This is a genomic window from Amycolatopsis decaplanina DSM 44594 (assembly GCF_000342005.1).
In the GTDB taxonomy this organism is placed as follows: domain Bacteria; phylum Actinomycetota; class Actinomycetes; order Mycobacteriales; family Pseudonocardiaceae; genus Amycolatopsis; species Amycolatopsis decaplanina.
The window spans coordinates 335,192-350,558 of sequence record NZ_AOHO01000063.1 but is presented as its reverse complement, the minus strand read 5'-3'; the positions used below and the strand labels follow the sequence as shown (position 1 = coordinate 350,558).

The window sequence follows — 15,367 nt, the reverse complement described above, 5'->3', positions numbered from 1 at the left end:
CAGGTGCCGAATTGCGAGGGATCAGGCGGAGACGAGCGCGTCCACGGCGCTGTAGAACATGCCGAGCCCGTCGTCGGAAGGTCCGGTGAGGGCGTCGATGGCGTGCTCCGGATGCGGCATGAGCCCGACGACGCGGCCGTTCTCGCTGCGGATCCCGGCGATGTCGTTGCGCGAGCCGTTCGGGTTGCCGCCGACGTAGCGGAACACCACGCGGCCTTCACCCTCCAGCTCGTCGAGGGTGGCCTGCTCGGCGACGAAGCAGCCGTCGATGTTCTTCATCGGGATGAGGATCTCGGCGTCCTTGTCGTACCGGGTGGTCCACGCGGTGTCGTTGTTCTCGACGCGCAGCCACTGGTCACGGCAGATGAAGTGCAGACCCGCGTTGCGGATCATCGCGCCCGGCAGCAGCCCGGCCTCGCACAGGATCTGGAAGCCGTTGCAGATGCCCAGCACCGGCATGCCCTTGTGAGCGGCCTCGATCACCGAGGACATCACCGGCGCGAACCGGGCGATGACGCCGGCGCGCAGGTAGTCGCCGTAGGAGAAGCCACCGGGGACGACGACGGCGTCCACGCCCTTGAGGTCCTCGTCCGCGTGCCACAGGGGGACGGCTTCGGCGTCGGCGTAGCGGACCGCGCGGGCCGCGTCACCGTCGTCGAGCGTGCCGGGGAAGGTGATGACCCCGATGCGGGCGCTCACGCGTCCACCCGCTTGATGGTCCACTGCTCGATGACGGGATTCGCGAGGAAACCTTCGGCGATCTTTTCGAGCGTCGCGTCGTCGACGGAGTCGTCGACCTCGATCTCGAAGTGCTTGCCCTGACGGATCTCGGCGATCCCGGTGAAGCCGAGACGACCGGCGGCGCCGAGGGCGGCCTGCCCCTGAGGGTCGAGGATTTCGGGCTTGGGCATGACGTCGACGACGACTCGGGCCACGGCAGGCTGCTCCTTATTCACGCAGGTCGTGGGTACCGCCCGAGCCTACTTCACTACGGTTGCCGCATGACCTACGGGCAACCGCAGTACGGGTACACCCCGCCGCCGAAGAAGCCGAAGGCCTGGCTCTGGATCACTTTGGCGCTGGTCTTCGTCCTGATCGCGGGCGGTGTCGCGTTCACCGGCTTCGTGACGCCGGGGTTCTTCAAGGCCAAGGCCGACACCTCTTCACGCGCGACGCCGGAGCAGCTGAGCCAGTCGTTCGTGAACGGCGTCGGCGAAGATCGCGTCAGCCTGCTCTGGTGCGCGATCCGCTCGAAGCGGTCTTACACCTTCGAGCAGACCATGGCCGTCTCCGAAGGCGCACAGCTCAGCACGCCCGCGCACCAGCGTGCGGCTCAGGAGTACTCGGCCGCGTTCACCGCCGGGGGCCAGACCGTCGGAATCGCGATGATCCCGGGCGAGGGCGGCTGGTGCGTGCGCGACGCCAAGATCGGCGGCGAGCCCGAGCCGCTGCCGGGCATCGAGACGAAGCCGTCGCCCCGCCCCGACGTCAAGACCGGGGAAGAGGCGGGCAACAAGTTCGTCGACGCGATCAACGCGCGCGACATCCCGGCGGCGTTGTCCGTGCTGTGCGGGAAGGTGCCCGACACGACCCGCGACGGCGTGCAGCAGATCATCCACGGCGAGGCGAGATACACCGTCGAGAAGGCCGACGTGCTGACCACCGCCGAGCAGACGATCCTGCACCTCACCGGCGACGTCGACGGCGTCCGGAAGCCCGGCCGCGTCGAGACCGAGGACGATGCCGAGGGTGGCCCCTGTGTGGCTTCCTTTTCCCCCGACTCCGACTGAGCTCGCACTGATCCTTCGACTGGGTGATGCTCGGAGCCGCGGCGTTGGGCCAAGATGAGCCCTTGGCGGGCGTCAAGCCCGGGCGAGCAGCAGGAGGCACCGTGGCCGATCAGGACTCCTTCGACTACGTGATCATCGGCGCGGGCAGCGCGGGATGCGTACTGGCGAACCGGCTGAGCGAGGATCCGTCGGCGCGGGTGCTCCTGCTCGAAGCGGGTGGCGAGGACGACGCCGACGAGATCCACATCCCCGCCGCGTTCCCCGGCCTGTTCAAGACGAAGTGGGACTGGAACTACGAGACGGTCGAGCAGAAGCACACCGGCAAGACGCTGTACTGGCCGCGCGGGAAGACGCTCGGCGGCTCCTCTTCGATCAACGCGATGATCTACATCCGCGGCAACCGCGCGGACTACGACGGCTGGCGTGACGGGCACGGCGCCGAGGGCTGGGGTTTCGACGACGTCTTGCCGTACTTCAAACGGGCGGAGGGGAACCAGCGGCTCGGCGGGCCACTGCACGGCACCGACGGGCCGCTGCACGTCGAGGACCGTCGCTTCACCCACGAGCTGTCCCACGCCTGGGTGGATTCCGCGGTCGCCTGGGGTCTCAAACGCACCGACGACTTCAACGGCGAGTCACAGGAAGGCGCCGGCGTCTACCAGGTGACGTGCAAGAAGGGCCGCCGCTGGTCGACGGCCGACGCGTACCTGCGACCGGCCTTGTCGCGCCCGAACCTCACTGTCCGGACGCATGCGCAAGCCACCCGCGTCGTCTTCGAAGGCACCCGCGCCGTCGGCGTGTCCTATTTGGACAAAGGAGCCGAGACGACGGTGCGGGCGTCGACCGAGGTCCTGCTGAGCGGTGGTGCGGTGAACTCGCCGCAACTGCTGATGCTTTCCGGGGTCGGTCCGGCGGAACACCTGCGGGAGCACGGGATCGACGTCGTTGCCGCGCTTCCCGGCGTCGGCGGCAACCTGCACGACCACCCGGCCTGCGGGATCATCTGGTCGACCCGCGGCACCACCGACCTGGTGGACGCGGCGACGCCGGGCGGCCTGATGCGCTACCAGCTCACCAAACGCGGCCCGCTGGCTTCGAACATCGGCGAGGCGGGCGCGTTCTTCCCCGCCGCGGACGGTGTTTCACCGCCGGACATGCAGATCCATGTCGCGCCGACGCTGTTCTACGACAACGGGATGCATGAGCCGACGGTGTCGGGCTTCACGTCGGCGGCGACCCTCGTGGACGTCGCGAGCCGGGGACGACTGCGGTTGAAGTCGGGGAATCCGTTGTGGAAGCCCGAAATCGACCCGGCGTGCTACGCCGAGTCCGTGGACATGGAGAAGATGCTCGCCGGGCTGCGCACCCTGGTGGAGATCGGGAAGTCCGGCCCGCTGGCGCGGTATCTGGACAAGCCGTTCCTGCCGGAGCGGCACGACCTGACCGACGGCGAACTGGCCGACTACGTGCGCGAGAAGACGCAGACGCTGTACCACCCGGTGGGGACCTGCGCGATGGGGACGGGCGAGAACGCCGTCGTCGACCCGTCGCTGAAGGTGCGCGGGGTGGACGGGCTGCGGGTGGTGGACGCTTCGGTGATGCCCGTGGTGCCGCGCGGGAACACGAACGCGCCGACGATCATGGTGGCGGAGAAGGCCGCGGACCTCATCCTTGGTCGCGCGCTGACGTAAAACGCGCCGAAGGGGCGCCGATCGCAGACAACTCACGTCGTGCGAGCAGGCGCCCCTTCATCGCGTTCACGTGGGCCTCCGGCCCAAAAGATGGCGCGCGACGGTGAAGTCTCCGTCGGGCGCAGAGCGCCCTTGGGGAGACCCTGTGGCCAAGTGCCCGCCGGCCGGGTCGGGTCAGCGTTTCCCGTGCAGGACGGTCATCAGCTTCGCCACCAGTACGTCGGTCTTTTCCTTGCGCGAGAACGAAGTCAGCGCGATCGGCGCGGTGAACCGCTGCCGCGCGACGGCCTTCGGCCGGGCGAATTCGCGCAGGCCTTCCGGGCCATGGATCCGGCCGAAGCCCGAATCGCCGACGCCACCGAAAGGCAGCGAAGCGATACCGGCGAAGGAAAGGGGCGCGTTGATCGACGTCATGCCCGTGCGCAGCCGACCGGCCAGTTCGAGGCCGCGCGACTTCGAGAACACCGCCGATCCGAGGCCGTACTTCGTGTCGTTGGCCTTCTCGACGGCCTCGTCCATGTCGCGGACCTTGGCGATGGTGACGGTCGGACCGAACGTCTCCTCCTGGACCGCCAAAGAGTCCTCGGGCACGTCGACGAGAACCGTCGGCTGCACGTAGCGGTCGCCGACCGCGTCGACGCCGCCGACCAGCGCCTTGCCGCCGCGCTCGATGGCGTCCGCGATGTGGCGCTTGATCACCGAAAGCTGCGAAGGCATCGTCACCGGGCCGTACTGCGCGGCCGCGTCCGAGCCGGCCCGCACGTCCTTCGACTTCTCGACGACCTTCGCGACGAACTCGTCGTGCACGCGCTCGTGGACGTACACGCGCTCGATGCCGATGCAGGTCTGGCCCGAATTGGAGAACGCGCCCCAGACGGTCGCGTCGGCGGCGGCCTCGAGATCGGCGTCCGCGTCGACCAGGACCGCGTCCTTGCCGCCGGCCTCGATGATCACCGGTGTCAGCGTTTCGGCGGCCGCAGCCATGATCTTCTTGCCGGTGGCGGTCGAACCGGTGAAGGCGATCTTGTCGACGCCTCCGCTGACGAGCGAAGCGCCGGTCTCTCCGAAGCCGGTGATCAGCTGCAGCACCGGCCACTCCGGGACGACCTGGTTGAAGGCGTCGACCAGCCATTTCCCGACGCCGGGCGTGTACTCGCTCGGCTTGAAGACGACGGTGTTCCCGGCGGCGAGGGCGTAGACGATGGAGCCGAGCGGGGTGAACACGGGGTAGTTCCAGGGACCGATCACACCGACGACGCCGAGCGGCTGGTACTCGACCGTCGCCGACTGGTTCGACATGACCAGCCCGGTGGCGCGACGCTGCTTGCCGAGGATCTTGCGCGCGTGCTTGCCCGCCCAAGCGATGTGCTCGATGGCGAGGACGCTCTCCAGCTGCGCGTCGGCGATCCGCTTGCCGGTCTCGTCGCGCACGACCTGGCACAGCTGCGGCAGCCTGCGGGTGATGACGCCCTTCCAGCGGCGCAGCCGCTCGGCGCGACCGTCGTAGCCGAGCCCGGCCCACCATTCGGCGGCGTCCCTCGCGCGGGCGATGGCGGCGCGGACGTCTTCCTCGCTGTGCACCGGGTAGGTGCCGACGACCTCGTCGGTCGCCGGGCTGAGGGAATCGAAGGTCTCCCCCACGCTGTGCGCGGTCGGCTTCGGCTGGACTGCGGTCATCGACTTCTCCCGTGTCTCGGCTCAAAGCCCAGGCTACGACGTTACTGACGGCCTGCCAATAGCTGCCTGGGGTGTGCCACCAGCATCCCACAGGAGGCGAGGGCCGCGAGAACACCGAGAAGGGGGGCCAACCAGACCGGCAGCACCCCGATCGCCAGCGAGCCCAGTCCGAATCCCGACGCCTGCACGGTGAAAGCCAGCGAGAATCCTTCCGACCGGCGGCGTTCCGGCAGCAGCTTCTGCAGGTTGACCGACGAGACGGCCATCAGCGGACCGGTGCAGAGCCCGATCAGCGCGACCCCGCCGAGCAGGCCGGCCCAGCCGAAGCCCGCCGAAACGACGATCCCGCCGAGCACGAATCCGGCCAGGAACAGCCGCGGATCCCCGGCCTTCCCTCGCGCCGCGTACAGCGCGCTCCCGCCGACGCCGGCGGCACACAGCACGACGATGACGATCGCCGTCGCCGATTCGGGGGCCCCGAGGCGCTGGACGAGCGGAAGCAGGCCGACCTCGATGGTCGACAGCAGGAGCCCGACGGTGAACAACCCCGCCAGCCAGGGAACACAAGCGGCGACCGGGATCGACTGACGCTCGGCCGTCCTTTGTGGATCCCGGGTGACGGCTCGGCGCGGCACGAGCAGGGCCGCGAGCAGGGCGACGACGGCCATCGCGAGGACCGGGACGGCCGGACCGGACGTCGCCAGGAGCGCCACCAGCAGCGGCCCGCCGACGATGACGCCTTCGAGGATCATCGCGTCGACCGAAACGGCCCTGGGCAGTTCCTCTTCGGTCACCGTCCCGGCGAGCAGCGTCCGGAAACCGCCGTTCAACCCGCCCGCGACCAGTCCCGGCGGGATCGCCAGCGCGAGCAGCACCAGGTCCGGGGCGCCGGCGGAAGCGACCGCTGCCAGCAGGAACAGTCCCGCGGCGACCAGGGGAAGCAGCACGACGAGACCGCGTGCGGGGCCGACCCGGTCGAGCAGCCGTCCGGTCGGCACGGCGCCGACCATCTCGGCGGCGACGAAGACGGCCATCATGATCCCGCCGAGCCGGTACGAACCGGTCGTCGCGGTGGTCAGCACGGTGAAGGCCAGCGGGGCCATCGTGGCGGGCAGCCGATTCAGCTGTACCCCCGCCGACCAGCGCCAATACCCCGAATTACGCAGCAATGTCATGCCGGAAGACACTGCCGAACACGGCGTGGCGAGAACCAGTGATGAGGGAATAGCCTAATCCGATGATCGAGCTGGTCCTGACCGCCGGGAGCGCCGGCCGGGTCCGCTTCGGCATCTCACCGCTCGACGAGACCATGGGCGCGATGCAGACCTTGCTCGGACGGCGCGGGCATCCGAGCCATCTGCCATGGCTGCGCGAGGCCGCCGCGAAACTGCCGGACCTTCCCATCGACGGCTTCGCCAAGGTGATGAGCGCGCGGCACTACATCACCGACTTCCTCAGCCCGCCGCCGAGCGGCCCGGAGACCACCGCGTCCGCTCAGCTCGCCGAAATCCGCCGCACGCCGCCGGAGCAGGTCGCCCGCGAACTATCCAAAGTGGACGCCGACCTGAGTGGTATTCCCGAAGATCCCACCGAGGCAAGGGATCTGCTGGCGGACCAGATGGAGATCGCCTGGACCGTACTGGTCGAACCGCACTGGCCACGGATGCGCCGCTTCCTCGTCGCCGACATTGAGGAGCGCTCGCGGCGGCTGGCCGCCGGCGGTATCGCGTCGGTACTGGAGGACATCCACCCGCGGGTGCGGCTCGTCGACGACGTCCTGGTGATCGAAATGAAGGAACGCGGCCGCGTTCACCTGGACCGCCGCGGATTGCTGCTGATCCCCGGCGTCTTCGCGTGGCCGTCGGTCGGGGTGATCACGATGGAACCGTGGCAGCCTTCGCTGCTGTACCCGGCCCGCGGGGTGGCCGGACTCTGGTCGGATCCCGGACGCCCGCCCGACGCGCTCGCGGGAGTGCTCGGCCGGACGAAGGCCGCGTTGCTCACGACGCTCAACGAACCCGCGAGCACCACCGAACTGGCACGCAGGCTGGGCTTCTCGGCGCCGACGGTCTCGCAACACCTGACCGCCATGCGCGCGGCGGGCCTGCTCGACACCCGGCGACGCGGCCGCGAAGTGCGCTACCGGCGCACCGAACTTGGCGACGCCCTGCTCCGGGCCTAGGCTGGAATTGACCACCGCGAAGGAGAACAACGATGCGTATTGTCCATTTTGGACATTCCTGCACACTTCTGGAGACCGAGGGCGCGCGGATCCTGATCGACCCCGGCACCTTCTCGGCGGGCTTCGAAGGTGAGCGCGAACTGGACGCCATCCTGATCACCCACCAGCATTTCGACCACCTCGACGCGGACAGGCTGCCCGCGCTGCTGGAGGCGAATCCCGGCGCGCGGCTGATCGTCGACCCGGGTTCCGCCGAAGCCGTGCGGAAGCTCGGCGCCGAGTTCCAGGTCGCGAATCCCGGCGACGCCTTCGAGATCGGTTCCAGCGGCGTCAACGTCGTCGGCGGCGAACACGCGGTGATCCACGAGGAGATCCCGGTGATCCCGAACGTCGGCTACATCGTCGACCACGGCGCCTTCTACCACCCGGGTGACTCGTTCTTCGTGCCGGAACAGAAGATCGACGTGCTCGGCCTGCCCACCGGCGCCCCTTGGCTCAAGGCCGGCGAGGCCGTCGACTACCTGCGCGCGGTGTCGCCGCGCCTCGCCGTCCCGATCCATGAAGCCGTCCTCGCGCGACCGCAGATGCACTACGGCCTGTTCTCCAACCTCGCCCCGAAAGGCACCGAGGTGAAGGTGCTCGACGTCGGGGAGCCCGTGAAGCTCTAGCGGGTACTCGTGAGTGGCAAGGACGGTTCTAACCGTCCTAACCACTCACGACGCTAGCGTTCGCGAGAGCGAGCCGTAGGTGGTTCCGAACGCGCGGTTCTCCAGCGAGACGTCGACGGCGTCCAGGAACGCCTGCCGCAGCCCCGGCCGGGCGAGGTCCGCGGCGTCGATGCCGAGCCGCACGAGCCCGCCGCGGCGCGCGGCCCTGGCGGCGGCCAGCACCAGCGCGAAACACCGGACGGTCTCCGTCCGGTGCGACGGCCCGCCGAACTCCTGCACCCTGGCGCGCTGGACGTCGCCGGACACCAGGTCCCGCACCGAGACCAGGTCCGCGCACAGCGTGAACCCGTGCTCACGCAGGGCCTGCAGGGTGCCCTCCGACGCGATCCAGCGCGGCGGCGCGAACCCGTCGACGGTCATGCCGTTGACGTCGAGCGCCGCCTTCGCCGCGATCAGCCGCAGCCGTGCCTCGTGCGCGGGAAGAGCCGCGAACTCGGCGCGTTTGCCCAGGTAGACGGCACGGTGGGTGGGCGTGATCCGGTGGTCGTAGCCGTGCAGGAGGACGGAGTCGCCGTGCGCACGGCGCGTCCGGACCCATGCGGTCACCGGGCCCTCGCCGGTCCTGGCGGCGTAGAGCACGGACAACGGGACCTTGCGCCTGTCCAGCTCGGCCGCGAGGTCGGCACAGCGGTGCAACGTCCGGGTGGTCACGCCGGACAGGGAAACCAGCAAACGTGCATCCACCCCACCAGTGGGCCAGCCCGTGCTTGCGCCGGACTGACAACGGAGTGAACGCCGCAGGTCAGGCGGGCCAATCCTGCAGCGACCGGCCGGTGATGCGTTCGTAAGACTCGATGTACCTCGCCCGCGTGGCGGCGACGATTTCCTCTGGCAAGGGCGGTGACCCCGGTCTGTCCCGGCGGTGCCAGCCGGACGCGGGACTGGTGAGCCAGTCCCGCAGCGGCTGCTTGTCGAACGACGGCTGCGGACTGCCCGGCACGTAACCACCGGCCGGCCAGTAGCGTGAGGAGTCCGGGGTCAGGACCTCGTCGGCGAGTACCAGGTTCCCCTCGCGGTCGATGCCGAATTCGAGCTTCGTGTCCGCGAGCAGGATGCCGCGTTCGGCGGCGAACTCGGCGCCGCGGCGGTACACCGCCAGCGTCGCGTCGCGGACTTCCTCGGCCCGCTCGCGGCCGAGTTGCCCGACGACGTCGGAGAAGGCGATGTTCTCGTCGTGCGAGCCGTGGTCGGCCTTCGTCGCGGGGGTGAAGATGGGTTCGGGGAGCCGGGAGGACTCGGTCAGGCCCGGGGGGAGTTCGACGCCGCAGACCCTGCCGCACGCGCGATAATCGGCCAGACCGGTACCGGTGAGATAACCGCGGGCGACGGCTTCGAACGGCAGCATCGCCAGCCGCCGCACCAGCAGCGCGCGGCCGCGGACCTCGGCGGGGATGCGTTCGTCGGCATAGGAGACCAGATGGTTGGGGAGGACATCGGAAAGCTGGGAGAACCAGAACACGCACATCGCGGTGAGCACCCGCCCCTTGTCCGGGATGGGCGTGTCGAAGACGACGTCGTAGGCGGAGATCCGGTCCGAAGTGACGAGCAGCAGATGCTCGTCATCGACGGCGTAGAGCTCACGGATCTTGCCGGCGGCGATCTTCGGGTATTCGAGCGTCGTCACGGCTGCACCCTAGCGAGCAAGGATGATGGCTGATCATGCCGATCCACTGCGTTTCGTTCACGACCGACTACGGGCTGAGCGACGGTTTCGTCGCCGCGTGCCACGGCGTGATCGCGCGGATCGCGCCGTCCGTCCGGGTGATCGACGTGAGCCACGAGATCCCTCCGCAGCAGGTCAGGACCGGCGCCGAGGTACTCGCCCAGACCGTGCCGTATCTGCCGGAGTCCGTCCATCTCGCCGTCGTGGACCCCGGCGTCGGCACGGCGCGGCGCGGCGTCGTGGTGGTCACCGGACGCGGAATGCTCGTCGGCCCGGACAACGGGCTTCTCATTCCCGCCGCCGAAACACTCACCGGGGTGACAGCGGCGTACGAACTCGCGGCCCCGGAGTACCGCCTTCCGGTGACGTCGTCGACGTTCCACGGACGCGACGTCTTCGCCCCCGCGGCGGCGCATCTCGCGCGCGGCGTCGCCCCCGAGGAGTTCGGGCCGCGCGTCGACGACCTCGTGCGGCTGCCGGACCCGTTCGTCGCGGTGTTCCCCGGCAAGCTGGTGGCCGAAGTGCTCACCGTCGACCACTTCGGCAACGTCCAGCTGGCCGCGAGCCCCGCCGACCTCGAACTGGCCGGGCTGTCCGGCACGGTCTCCGTCAGCAGTGCGCACGTCCTGGTGAAAGCGCTGGTCGGCGACACCTTCGGCACGGTGCCACCGGGCCGGAACGTGCTCTACACCGATTCCGCGGGACGGCTCGCCGTCGCCGTGAACGGCGGTTCGGCCTCGGCCGTGCTCGGGCTGGGACCCGCCCAGGAGTGCACGATCACCTCGTCACCGACGGCCACCTGACCCGGACCGGTGACCGCCATCTTGATCCCGAACGAGACGCCGCCCTCCGGTTCGCGGCGGTAGTCGGCGAGCGAACGGATCGGTTCGGGACCGGCCTTCTCACCGGTTTCCTGATCGACCATCGGCACCGTGCAGCGGATGCAGACCTTGGCGTACCCGAGGTCGAGGCCACCGGCGGTGAGCGAACGGACGTCGTCCTCGCGGTGCGGCTCCGGCCAGCCCGCGACGACGATGTTGGGCCGGAAGCGGTCCATCGGCACGGCCTCGGCGCCACGCGACGCGATACGCTCGTTCAGATCGTCCAAAGAGGACTCGGAGGTCAGCAGGATCGCGTGCGCGTCGGCGAAGGCCGCGGTGCCGGGGATCTCGCCATTGGTGACGCGCTCGTGCTCCGGCGCGAGCCCGACGAACACCGACGGCAGGCCGAGGACACCGGAGAACCACTCGGCGGCCTCGTCACCCTGGTGGACGCCCTCGCCCTGCCAGGTGAACGTCGCCGCGGGATGCCGCGGCCCGTCCGTGACCGTCTCGACCAGCAGGTCTTCGGCGCCGGGAGCGGCGAGCCGCAGGCGGGCGCCGTCGTCCAGCACCTCGGCCCGGATCACGGCCATCACCGGATGCTTCCGCTGGCTGCGGAACTCCCCCTCCGGGGAGACGACCATCCAGGCCCGATCGAACCTCAGCCCCGCCGGGGTGACGTCGGCCGTTTCGACCGACGTCCCCGCGCAGCCTTTGACCGGGTAATAGACCAGCTTCGCCACTCTCGCCATAGCCGCAGGTTAGCGAGTCACCCGGCTCAGAGCACTTGAGATAGGAAGCGCTGCAGCCGCTCGCTTCGCGGAGCGTCGAAGATCGCCTCCGGAGCGTCATGTTCGACGATCTTCCCGGCGTCCATGAACGCGACCTCGTCGGCGACGCTGCGCGCGAAACCCATCTCGTGGGTGACCACGAGCAGCGTCAGCCCGCGCTCGGCCAGCCCCGCCATGAGAGTGAGGACCCCCTTGACCAGCTCCGGGTCCAGCGCGCTGGTCGCCTCGTCGAACAGCATGACCTCGGGCTCCATGGCGAGCGCCCGCGCGATCGCGACCCGCTGCTGCTGACCGCCCGAGAGCGCGCTCGGCCGGTACGGCGCCTTGTCGGCGAGGCCGACCTCGGCGAGACGGGCGTGCGCGATCTCCGCCGCCTCCTCCTTGCCGAGCTTCCGCACGCTGCGCAGCGGAAGGGTGATGTTGTCCAGCACGCTGCGGTGCCCGAACAGGTTGAAGTGCTGGAACACCATTCCGACCCGCTGACGCAGCGCGTCCGGGTCGGACGAGATGACGCTCTCGCCGCCCAGCAGCAGGTCGCCCGAGTCGGGCTCCTGCAGGCGGTTCACGCAGCGCAGCAGCGTCGATTTACCGGAGCCCGACGGGCCGATGATGCAGGTCGTGCGGCCTTTCTCGACCTTGAGGTTCACGCCCTTCAGCACTTCGAGGGTGCCGAAGGAGACGTGGATGTCGCGGAGTTCGACGCTCGAGGAACGTACGGCGGTCGTCATGACATCGGCACCTTTCCGGCGTTCAGGAGTTCCGTTTCGCCGTCCTCGTCGTCGGTCCGGACCTTCCTGCCGGTGCGCAGCTTCTTGTCGATGTAGTTGACCAGATGCGTCAGCGGCACGGTGATCACCAGGTACACCGCGCCCGCCGCGACCAGCGGTGACAGGTTTCCGGTGTTCGCCGCGAGGTCCTGCCCGATGCGGAACAGGTCGCGCTGCTCGGCGAGGAAGCCGAGGAAGTACACCAGGCTGGAGTCCTTGACCAGCGCGATGAACTGGTTCACCAGCGCGGGCAGCACGCGCCGCACACCCTGCGGGATGACGACGAGCGTCATCGCCTTGGTGTAGCTCATGCCCAGCGCGCGACTGGCCTCCATCTGCCCTTTTTCGACGCTCTGGATACCGGCGCGGAAGATCTCGCCGATGTAGGCGGCGGCGATCAGGCTCAGCGCCAGGATGCCCAGCGGGTACGGGTTCCGCGACAGCGACGGGATGAGGATCCCGCCGCCCTGCCCGATCACCAGGATGGTCAGGATCGCGGGCAGGCCGCGGAAGATGTCGGTGTACACCCGGGCGGGCCAGCGCAGCCACGCCTTGCTTGACAGTCCCATCGTGGCCAGCAGCATGCCGAGCACGGTGCCGATCAGCGCCGAGAAAACCGACAGGATCAGCGTGTTCAGCAGACCGGTCCCGAGGAGGTCCGGGAAGACCTCCCAGATGTACTCCCAGTTCAGGAAGGTGTTGAGGAAGTCGTTCACTTACTTCTGCCCGGCCTTGAACTCCGCGGGCACCGGCGCGTTCGGCTCGAACCGCTGGTGCACCCTTTCCCATGTCCCGTCGGCGATGACCGCCTTCAGTCCGGCGTTGATCTTGCCCGCCAGCTCGGTGTTGCCCTTCTTGACCGCGAAGCCGTGCGGGATGGTCGTGGTGATCGCCTTGACCACCTTGAGCTTCGCGTCCGGGTTCTTCGCCGCGTAGTCCTCGGCGGTCGCCTGGTCGAAGATCGCGCCGTCGATCGCGCCCGATTTGAGCGCGGCGAGGGCGGCGGCGTCCTGCGGGAACTTCACGGCCTGTGCGGCAGGCGCGTTGGCCGCCAGCCAGCTGTCCGACACCGTGCCCTGGACGACACCGATCCGCTTGCCCGCCAAGGAGTTCTCGTCGGTGATCCCGACGCCTTCGCGGGTCTCGATACCGAGCGACTGGTAGTTGTACGGCGCCGAGAAGTCGACGGTCTTGCGGCGTTCGTCGGTCTGCGAGATCCCCGAGCTGCCGATGTCGAACTTGCCGGTGGCGACCTGGCTCAGCAGCGTCGAGAACTCGGTGGAGACGAACTCGAGTTTCAGGTTCTGGTGCGCGGCGACGGCCTTCAGCAGCTCGTTGTCGAACCCGGTGAACACGCCGTTTTCTTGATAGGCGTTGGGTTTCGAGTCGCTGAGGGTGCCGACGCGCAAGGTGCCCGCGCCGACGTCTTCACCGCCGCCGCACGCCGCCAGCACTGCCAGCAAGGCAGTGGTGACGACGGCGGCGAGTGACTTCTTCATCGTGATCCTCACGCCTTGAACCGGTCCGGGACCGGCGCCGTCGGCAGGAACTTCTCGTGCAGCTTGACCCACGTGCCGTCGGCGATGACCTGCTTGAGGCCCTCGTCGATCTTGGTGAGCAGCTCGGTGTTGCCCTTCTTCACCGCGAAGCCGTGGGGCACGTCGGTGGTGAAGGACTTGACGACCTTGAGCTTCGCGTCGGTGCTCTCCTTGACGTTCGTCTCGGCGATCGCCTGGTCGAGGATGTAGGCGTCGACGGCGCCGCTCTTGAGCGCGGCCAGCGCCGGGGCGTAACCCGGGAAGCGCACGGCCTGCGCGTCGGGCACCGTCGAGGTGAGCCACTTGTCGCCGACCGTCGCCTGGATGACCGCGACCCGCTTGCCGGACAGACCCTTCTCCTCGGTGATCGGCGAGCCGTCCTTGGTCTGGATGCTCATGACCTCGAAGTTGTACGGGCTGGAGAAGTCGACGTTCTTCTTGCGCTCGTCGGTCTGCGCGATGGCCGAGCTGCCGATGTCGAACTGGTTGTTCGCGACCTGGCCCAGCAGCGAGGAGAAGTCCGTCGAAACGAACTCCAGCTTCAGGTTCTGCTTGGTGGCGATGGCCTTCAGCAGTTCGTTGTCGAAGCCGGTGAAGTTGCCGTTCTCGACGTAGATGTTCGGCGGCGCGTCGCTCAGCGTCCCGACGCGCAGGGTCTTCTCGGTGGCGGACTCGCCGCCACCGCAAGCGGCGAGCACGGCGACGAGACCCGCGGCCAGCGTGGCGAGCAGGGACTGCCTTATCGGCCGCCCGCTGATGTTCCGAATCCTTCGTGTCGTCTTCATGATGGTCAGACCCCCGCGTTCCGCACGGGCAGGCCGGGGCCGCCCTGTTCGAGTTCCTTGGGCAGCGGCTCGGTCTTGAAGAACTGAGCGTGCAGGCGGGCGACGGTGCCGTCCGCCACGGCCTTCGCGAGACCGTCGTTGAGCTTCTTCAGCAGTTCCTTGTTGTCCTTGCGGACCGCGAAGGCGGACGGGGTGTCCTTGGTCTCGACGGTGTAGCCGAACTCCAGCGGCACGTCCGGGTTCTGGTCGATGTACTTCTGCCCGATGTCCTTCGGCACGACCCAGCCGTCGAGGCTGCCCGCCTTCAGCTGGGCGAACCCGGCGTTGTAGTCGGGGAACCGGACGACGCTGGCGCCGGGCACCTTGCCGCCGGCGAAGTCGTCCTGCACCGACGCCTGCACGACGCCGAGCCGCTTGCCGGTGAAGGCGCCGACGTCCTTGAGGGAGGCGCCCTTCTTGGTGAGGATCGTGGTGAACCCGGTGCTGTAGCCGTTGCTGAACGCGACGGTCTTCTTGCGGGCCTCGGTGGTGGAGATCGTGGAGCTGCCGATGTCGAACTTGTTGGTGGCGACGGCGGCGAGCAGACCGGCGAACTCGGTGCCGACGAATTCGACCTCGAAGCCCTCGCGCTTCGCGATGTCACGCAGCAGTTCGTTGTCGTAGCCGGTGAAGGTGCCGTTCTCCAGGTAGATGGACGGCGGCGCGTCGGTCAGGGTGCCGACCCGCAGCTTCTGGGCGCTCGTACCCGCGTCATCGGAGCCACAGGCGGCGAGGGCGAGGGTGGCCGCTCCGGCCGTGACGACGGCGACGACTTTCGACAGCGTGGATCTCATCGCTTCTTCCGTGGGTTTCGGCGCGCAAGGCGCGATACAAACACGCCAGGCCGCCTCATGGGCGGCCTGGCGCTCCGGGTTCAGCGATCGAGATTAGGCAT

Annotated in this window: 17 protein-coding genes; 5 read left to right on the top strand and 12 right to left on the bottom strand. The window is 68.8% G+C overall.

The genetic code is table 11. From position 1 onward, the window contains the following. Nucleotides 1-21: 21 nt before the first annotated feature. Nucleotides 22-699: a phosphoribosylformylglycinamidine synthase subunit PurQ gene (purQ, locus tag H074_RS23390; protein WP_007032539.1), complete on the bottom strand. Its 678-nt coding sequence runs from the start codon at nt 697-699 to the stop codon at nt 22-24. Next, a complete protein-coding gene (gene purS / locus H074_RS23385; RefSeq protein ID WP_007032538.1) occupies nt 696-935 on the bottom strand; it encodes a phosphoribosylformylglycinamidine synthase subunit PurS in 240 nt (79 codons plus the stop codon). Before purS ends, purQ begins: the two co-directional genes overlap by 4 nt. A gap of 66 nt (nt 936-1,001) precedes the next feature. Between purS and H074_RS23380 the strand changes: the two genes are divergently transcribed. Continuing rightward, nucleotides 1,002-1,790 (top strand): hypothetical protein, encoded by a 789-nt coding sequence (locus tag H074_RS23380; protein ID WP_007032537.1) that lies wholly within the window; start codon nt 1,002-1,004, stop codon nt 1,788-1,790. Between the two features lie 101 nt (nt 1,791-1,891). Continuing rightward, on the top strand, nt 1,892-3,481 hold the full coding sequence (locus tag H074_RS23375; RefSeq protein WP_007032536.1) for a GMC family oxidoreductase: 1,590 nt from the start codon (nt 1,892-1,894) through the stop codon (nt 3,479-3,481). A 174-nt stretch (nt 3,482-3,655) separates the two neighbouring features. Here H074_RS23375 and H074_RS23370 read toward each other — a convergent pair whose 3' ends face one another. Both H074_RS23370 and H074_RS23365 read right to left on the bottom strand, forming a co-directional pair. Continuing rightward, on the bottom strand, nt 3,656-5,158 hold the full coding sequence (locus tag H074_RS23370; RefSeq protein WP_007032535.1) for an aldehyde dehydrogenase family protein: 1,503 nt from the start codon (nt 5,156-5,158) through the stop codon (nt 3,656-3,658). A 41-nt stretch (nt 5,159-5,199) separates the two neighbouring features. After that, nucleotides 5,200-6,333 (bottom strand): MFS transporter, encoded by a 1,134-nt coding sequence (locus H074_RS23365; protein WP_085940992.1) that lies wholly within the window; start codon nt 6,331-6,333, stop codon nt 5,200-5,202. A 62-nt stretch (nt 6,334-6,395) separates the two neighbouring features. On the opposite strand from H074_RS23365, the gene H074_RS23360 reads away from it, so the two are divergent. Together H074_RS23360 and H074_RS23355 are read left to right on the top strand one after the other, a co-directional pair. Next, nucleotides 6,396-7,340: an ArsR/SmtB family transcription factor gene (locus tag H074_RS23360; protein ID WP_007032533.1), complete on the top strand. Its 945-nt coding sequence runs from the start codon at nt 6,396-6,398 to the stop codon at nt 7,338-7,340. A 32-nt stretch (nt 7,341-7,372) separates the two neighbouring features. Further along, nucleotides 7,373-8,008 (top strand): MBL fold metallo-hydrolase, encoded by a 636-nt coding sequence (locus H074_RS23355; protein WP_007032532.1) that lies wholly within the window; start codon nt 7,373-7,375, stop codon nt 8,006-8,008. A 45-nt stretch (nt 8,009-8,053) separates the two neighbouring features. Here the strand turns inward: H074_RS23355 and H074_RS23350 are convergent, their stop codons facing one another. Both H074_RS23350 and H074_RS23345 read right to left on the bottom strand, forming a co-directional pair. Further along, the gene (locus H074_RS23350; protein ID WP_200865806.1) at nt 8,054-8,752 is read right to left on the bottom strand and encodes a DUF2334 domain-containing protein; all 699 of its coding nucleotides are present in this window, start codon (nt 8,750-8,752) and stop codon (nt 8,054-8,056) included. 58 nt (nt 8,753-8,810) lie between these two features. Further along, on the bottom strand, nt 8,811-9,692 hold the full coding sequence (locus tag H074_RS23345) for a phosphoribosylaminoimidazolesuccinocarboxamide synthase (protein WP_007032530.1): 882 nt from the start codon (nt 9,690-9,692) through the stop codon (nt 8,811-8,813). A gap of 35 nt (nt 9,693-9,727) precedes the next feature. Here H074_RS23345 and H074_RS39445 point away from each other — a divergent pair, with 35 nt between their 5' ends. Then, nucleotides 9,728-10,534: an SAM hydrolase/SAM-dependent halogenase family protein gene (locus H074_RS39445; protein ID WP_007032529.1), complete on the top strand. Its 807-nt coding sequence runs from the start codon at nt 9,728-9,730 to the stop codon at nt 10,532-10,534. On the opposite strand, the gene H074_RS23335 is transcribed toward H074_RS39445, so the two are convergent. The 6 genes from H074_RS23335 to H074_RS23310 are packed head-to-tail and all read right to left on the bottom strand — an operon-like array spanning nt 10,417 to nt 15,266. Continuing rightward, nucleotides 10,417-11,304, bottom strand: coding sequence for an MOSC domain-containing protein (locus H074_RS23335; protein WP_039923176.1), 888 nt, complete (start codon nt 11,302-11,304; stop codon nt 10,417-10,419). The genes H074_RS39445 and H074_RS23335 overlap by 118 nt on opposite strands. Before the next feature lie 26 nt (nt 11,305-11,330). Beyond that, nucleotides 11,331-12,071: an amino acid ABC transporter ATP-binding protein gene (locus tag H074_RS23330; protein ID WP_007032527.1), complete on the bottom strand. Its 741-nt coding sequence runs from the start codon at nt 12,069-12,071 to the stop codon at nt 11,331-11,333. After that, nucleotides 12,068-12,826, bottom strand: coding sequence for an amino acid ABC transporter permease (locus H074_RS23325; RefSeq protein ID WP_007032526.1), 759 nt, complete (start codon nt 12,824-12,826; stop codon nt 12,068-12,070). Before H074_RS23325 ends, H074_RS23330 begins: the two co-directional genes overlap by 4 nt. Continuing rightward, a complete protein-coding gene (locus H074_RS23320; RefSeq protein WP_007032525.1) occupies nt 12,827-13,609 on the bottom strand; it encodes an ABC transporter substrate-binding protein in 783 nt (260 codons plus the stop codon). It abuts the gene before it with no gap. A gap of 8 nt (nt 13,610-13,617) precedes the next feature. Further along, nucleotides 13,618-14,391: an ABC transporter substrate-binding protein gene (locus H074_RS23315; protein ID WP_039923222.1), complete on the bottom strand. Its 774-nt coding sequence runs from the start codon at nt 14,389-14,391 to the stop codon at nt 13,618-13,620. A gap of 47 nt (nt 14,392-14,438) precedes the next feature. Beyond that, on the bottom strand, nt 14,439-15,266 hold the full coding sequence (locus H074_RS23310) for a substrate-binding periplasmic protein (protein WP_007032523.1): 828 nt from the start codon (nt 15,264-15,266) through the stop codon (nt 14,439-14,441). Nucleotides 15,267-15,367: the final 101 nt, after the last annotated feature.

What these genes read in the sequence shown, in the direction of transcription:
- H074_RS23360 (WP_007032533.1), top strand. Translation starts at nt 6,396, where the DNA reads ATGATCGAGCTGGTCCTGACCGCCGGGAGCGCCGGCCGGGTCCGCTTC.
- H074_RS23380 (WP_007032537.1), top strand. Translation starts at nt 1,002, where the DNA reads ATGACCTACGGGCAACCGCAGTACGGGTACACCCCGCCGCCGAAGAAG.
- H074_RS39445 (WP_007032529.1), top strand. Translation starts at nt 9,728, where the DNA reads ATGCCGATCCACTGCGTTTCGTTCACGACCGACTACGGGCTGAGCGAC.
- H074_RS23365 (WP_085940992.1), bottom strand. Translation starts at nt 6,333, where the DNA reads ATGACATTGCTGCGTAATTCGGGGTATTGGCGCTGGTCGGCGGGGGTA.
- H074_RS23320 (WP_007032525.1), bottom strand. Translation starts at nt 13,609, where the DNA reads ATGAAGAAGTCACTCGCCGCCGTCGTCACCACTGCCTTGCTGGCAGTG.
- H074_RS23335 (WP_039923176.1), bottom strand. Translation starts at nt 11,304, where the DNA reads ATGGCGAGAGTGGCGAAGCTGGTCTATTACCCGGTCAAAGGCTGCGCG.
- H074_RS23355 (WP_007032532.1), top strand. Translation starts at nt 7,373, where the DNA reads ATGCGTATTGTCCATTTTGGACATTCCTGCACACTTCTGGAGACCGAG.
- H074_RS23310 (WP_007032523.1), bottom strand. Translation starts at nt 15,266, where the DNA reads ATGAGATCCACGCTGTCGAAAGTCGTCGCCGTCGTCACGGCCGGAGCG.
- H074_RS23370 (WP_007032535.1), bottom strand. Translation starts at nt 5,158, where the DNA reads ATGACCGCAGTCCAGCCGAAGCCGACCGCGCACAGCGTGGGGGAGACC.
- H074_RS23330 (WP_007032527.1), bottom strand. Translation starts at nt 12,071, where the DNA reads ATGACGACCGCCGTACGTTCCTCGAGCGTCGAACTCCGCGACATCCAC.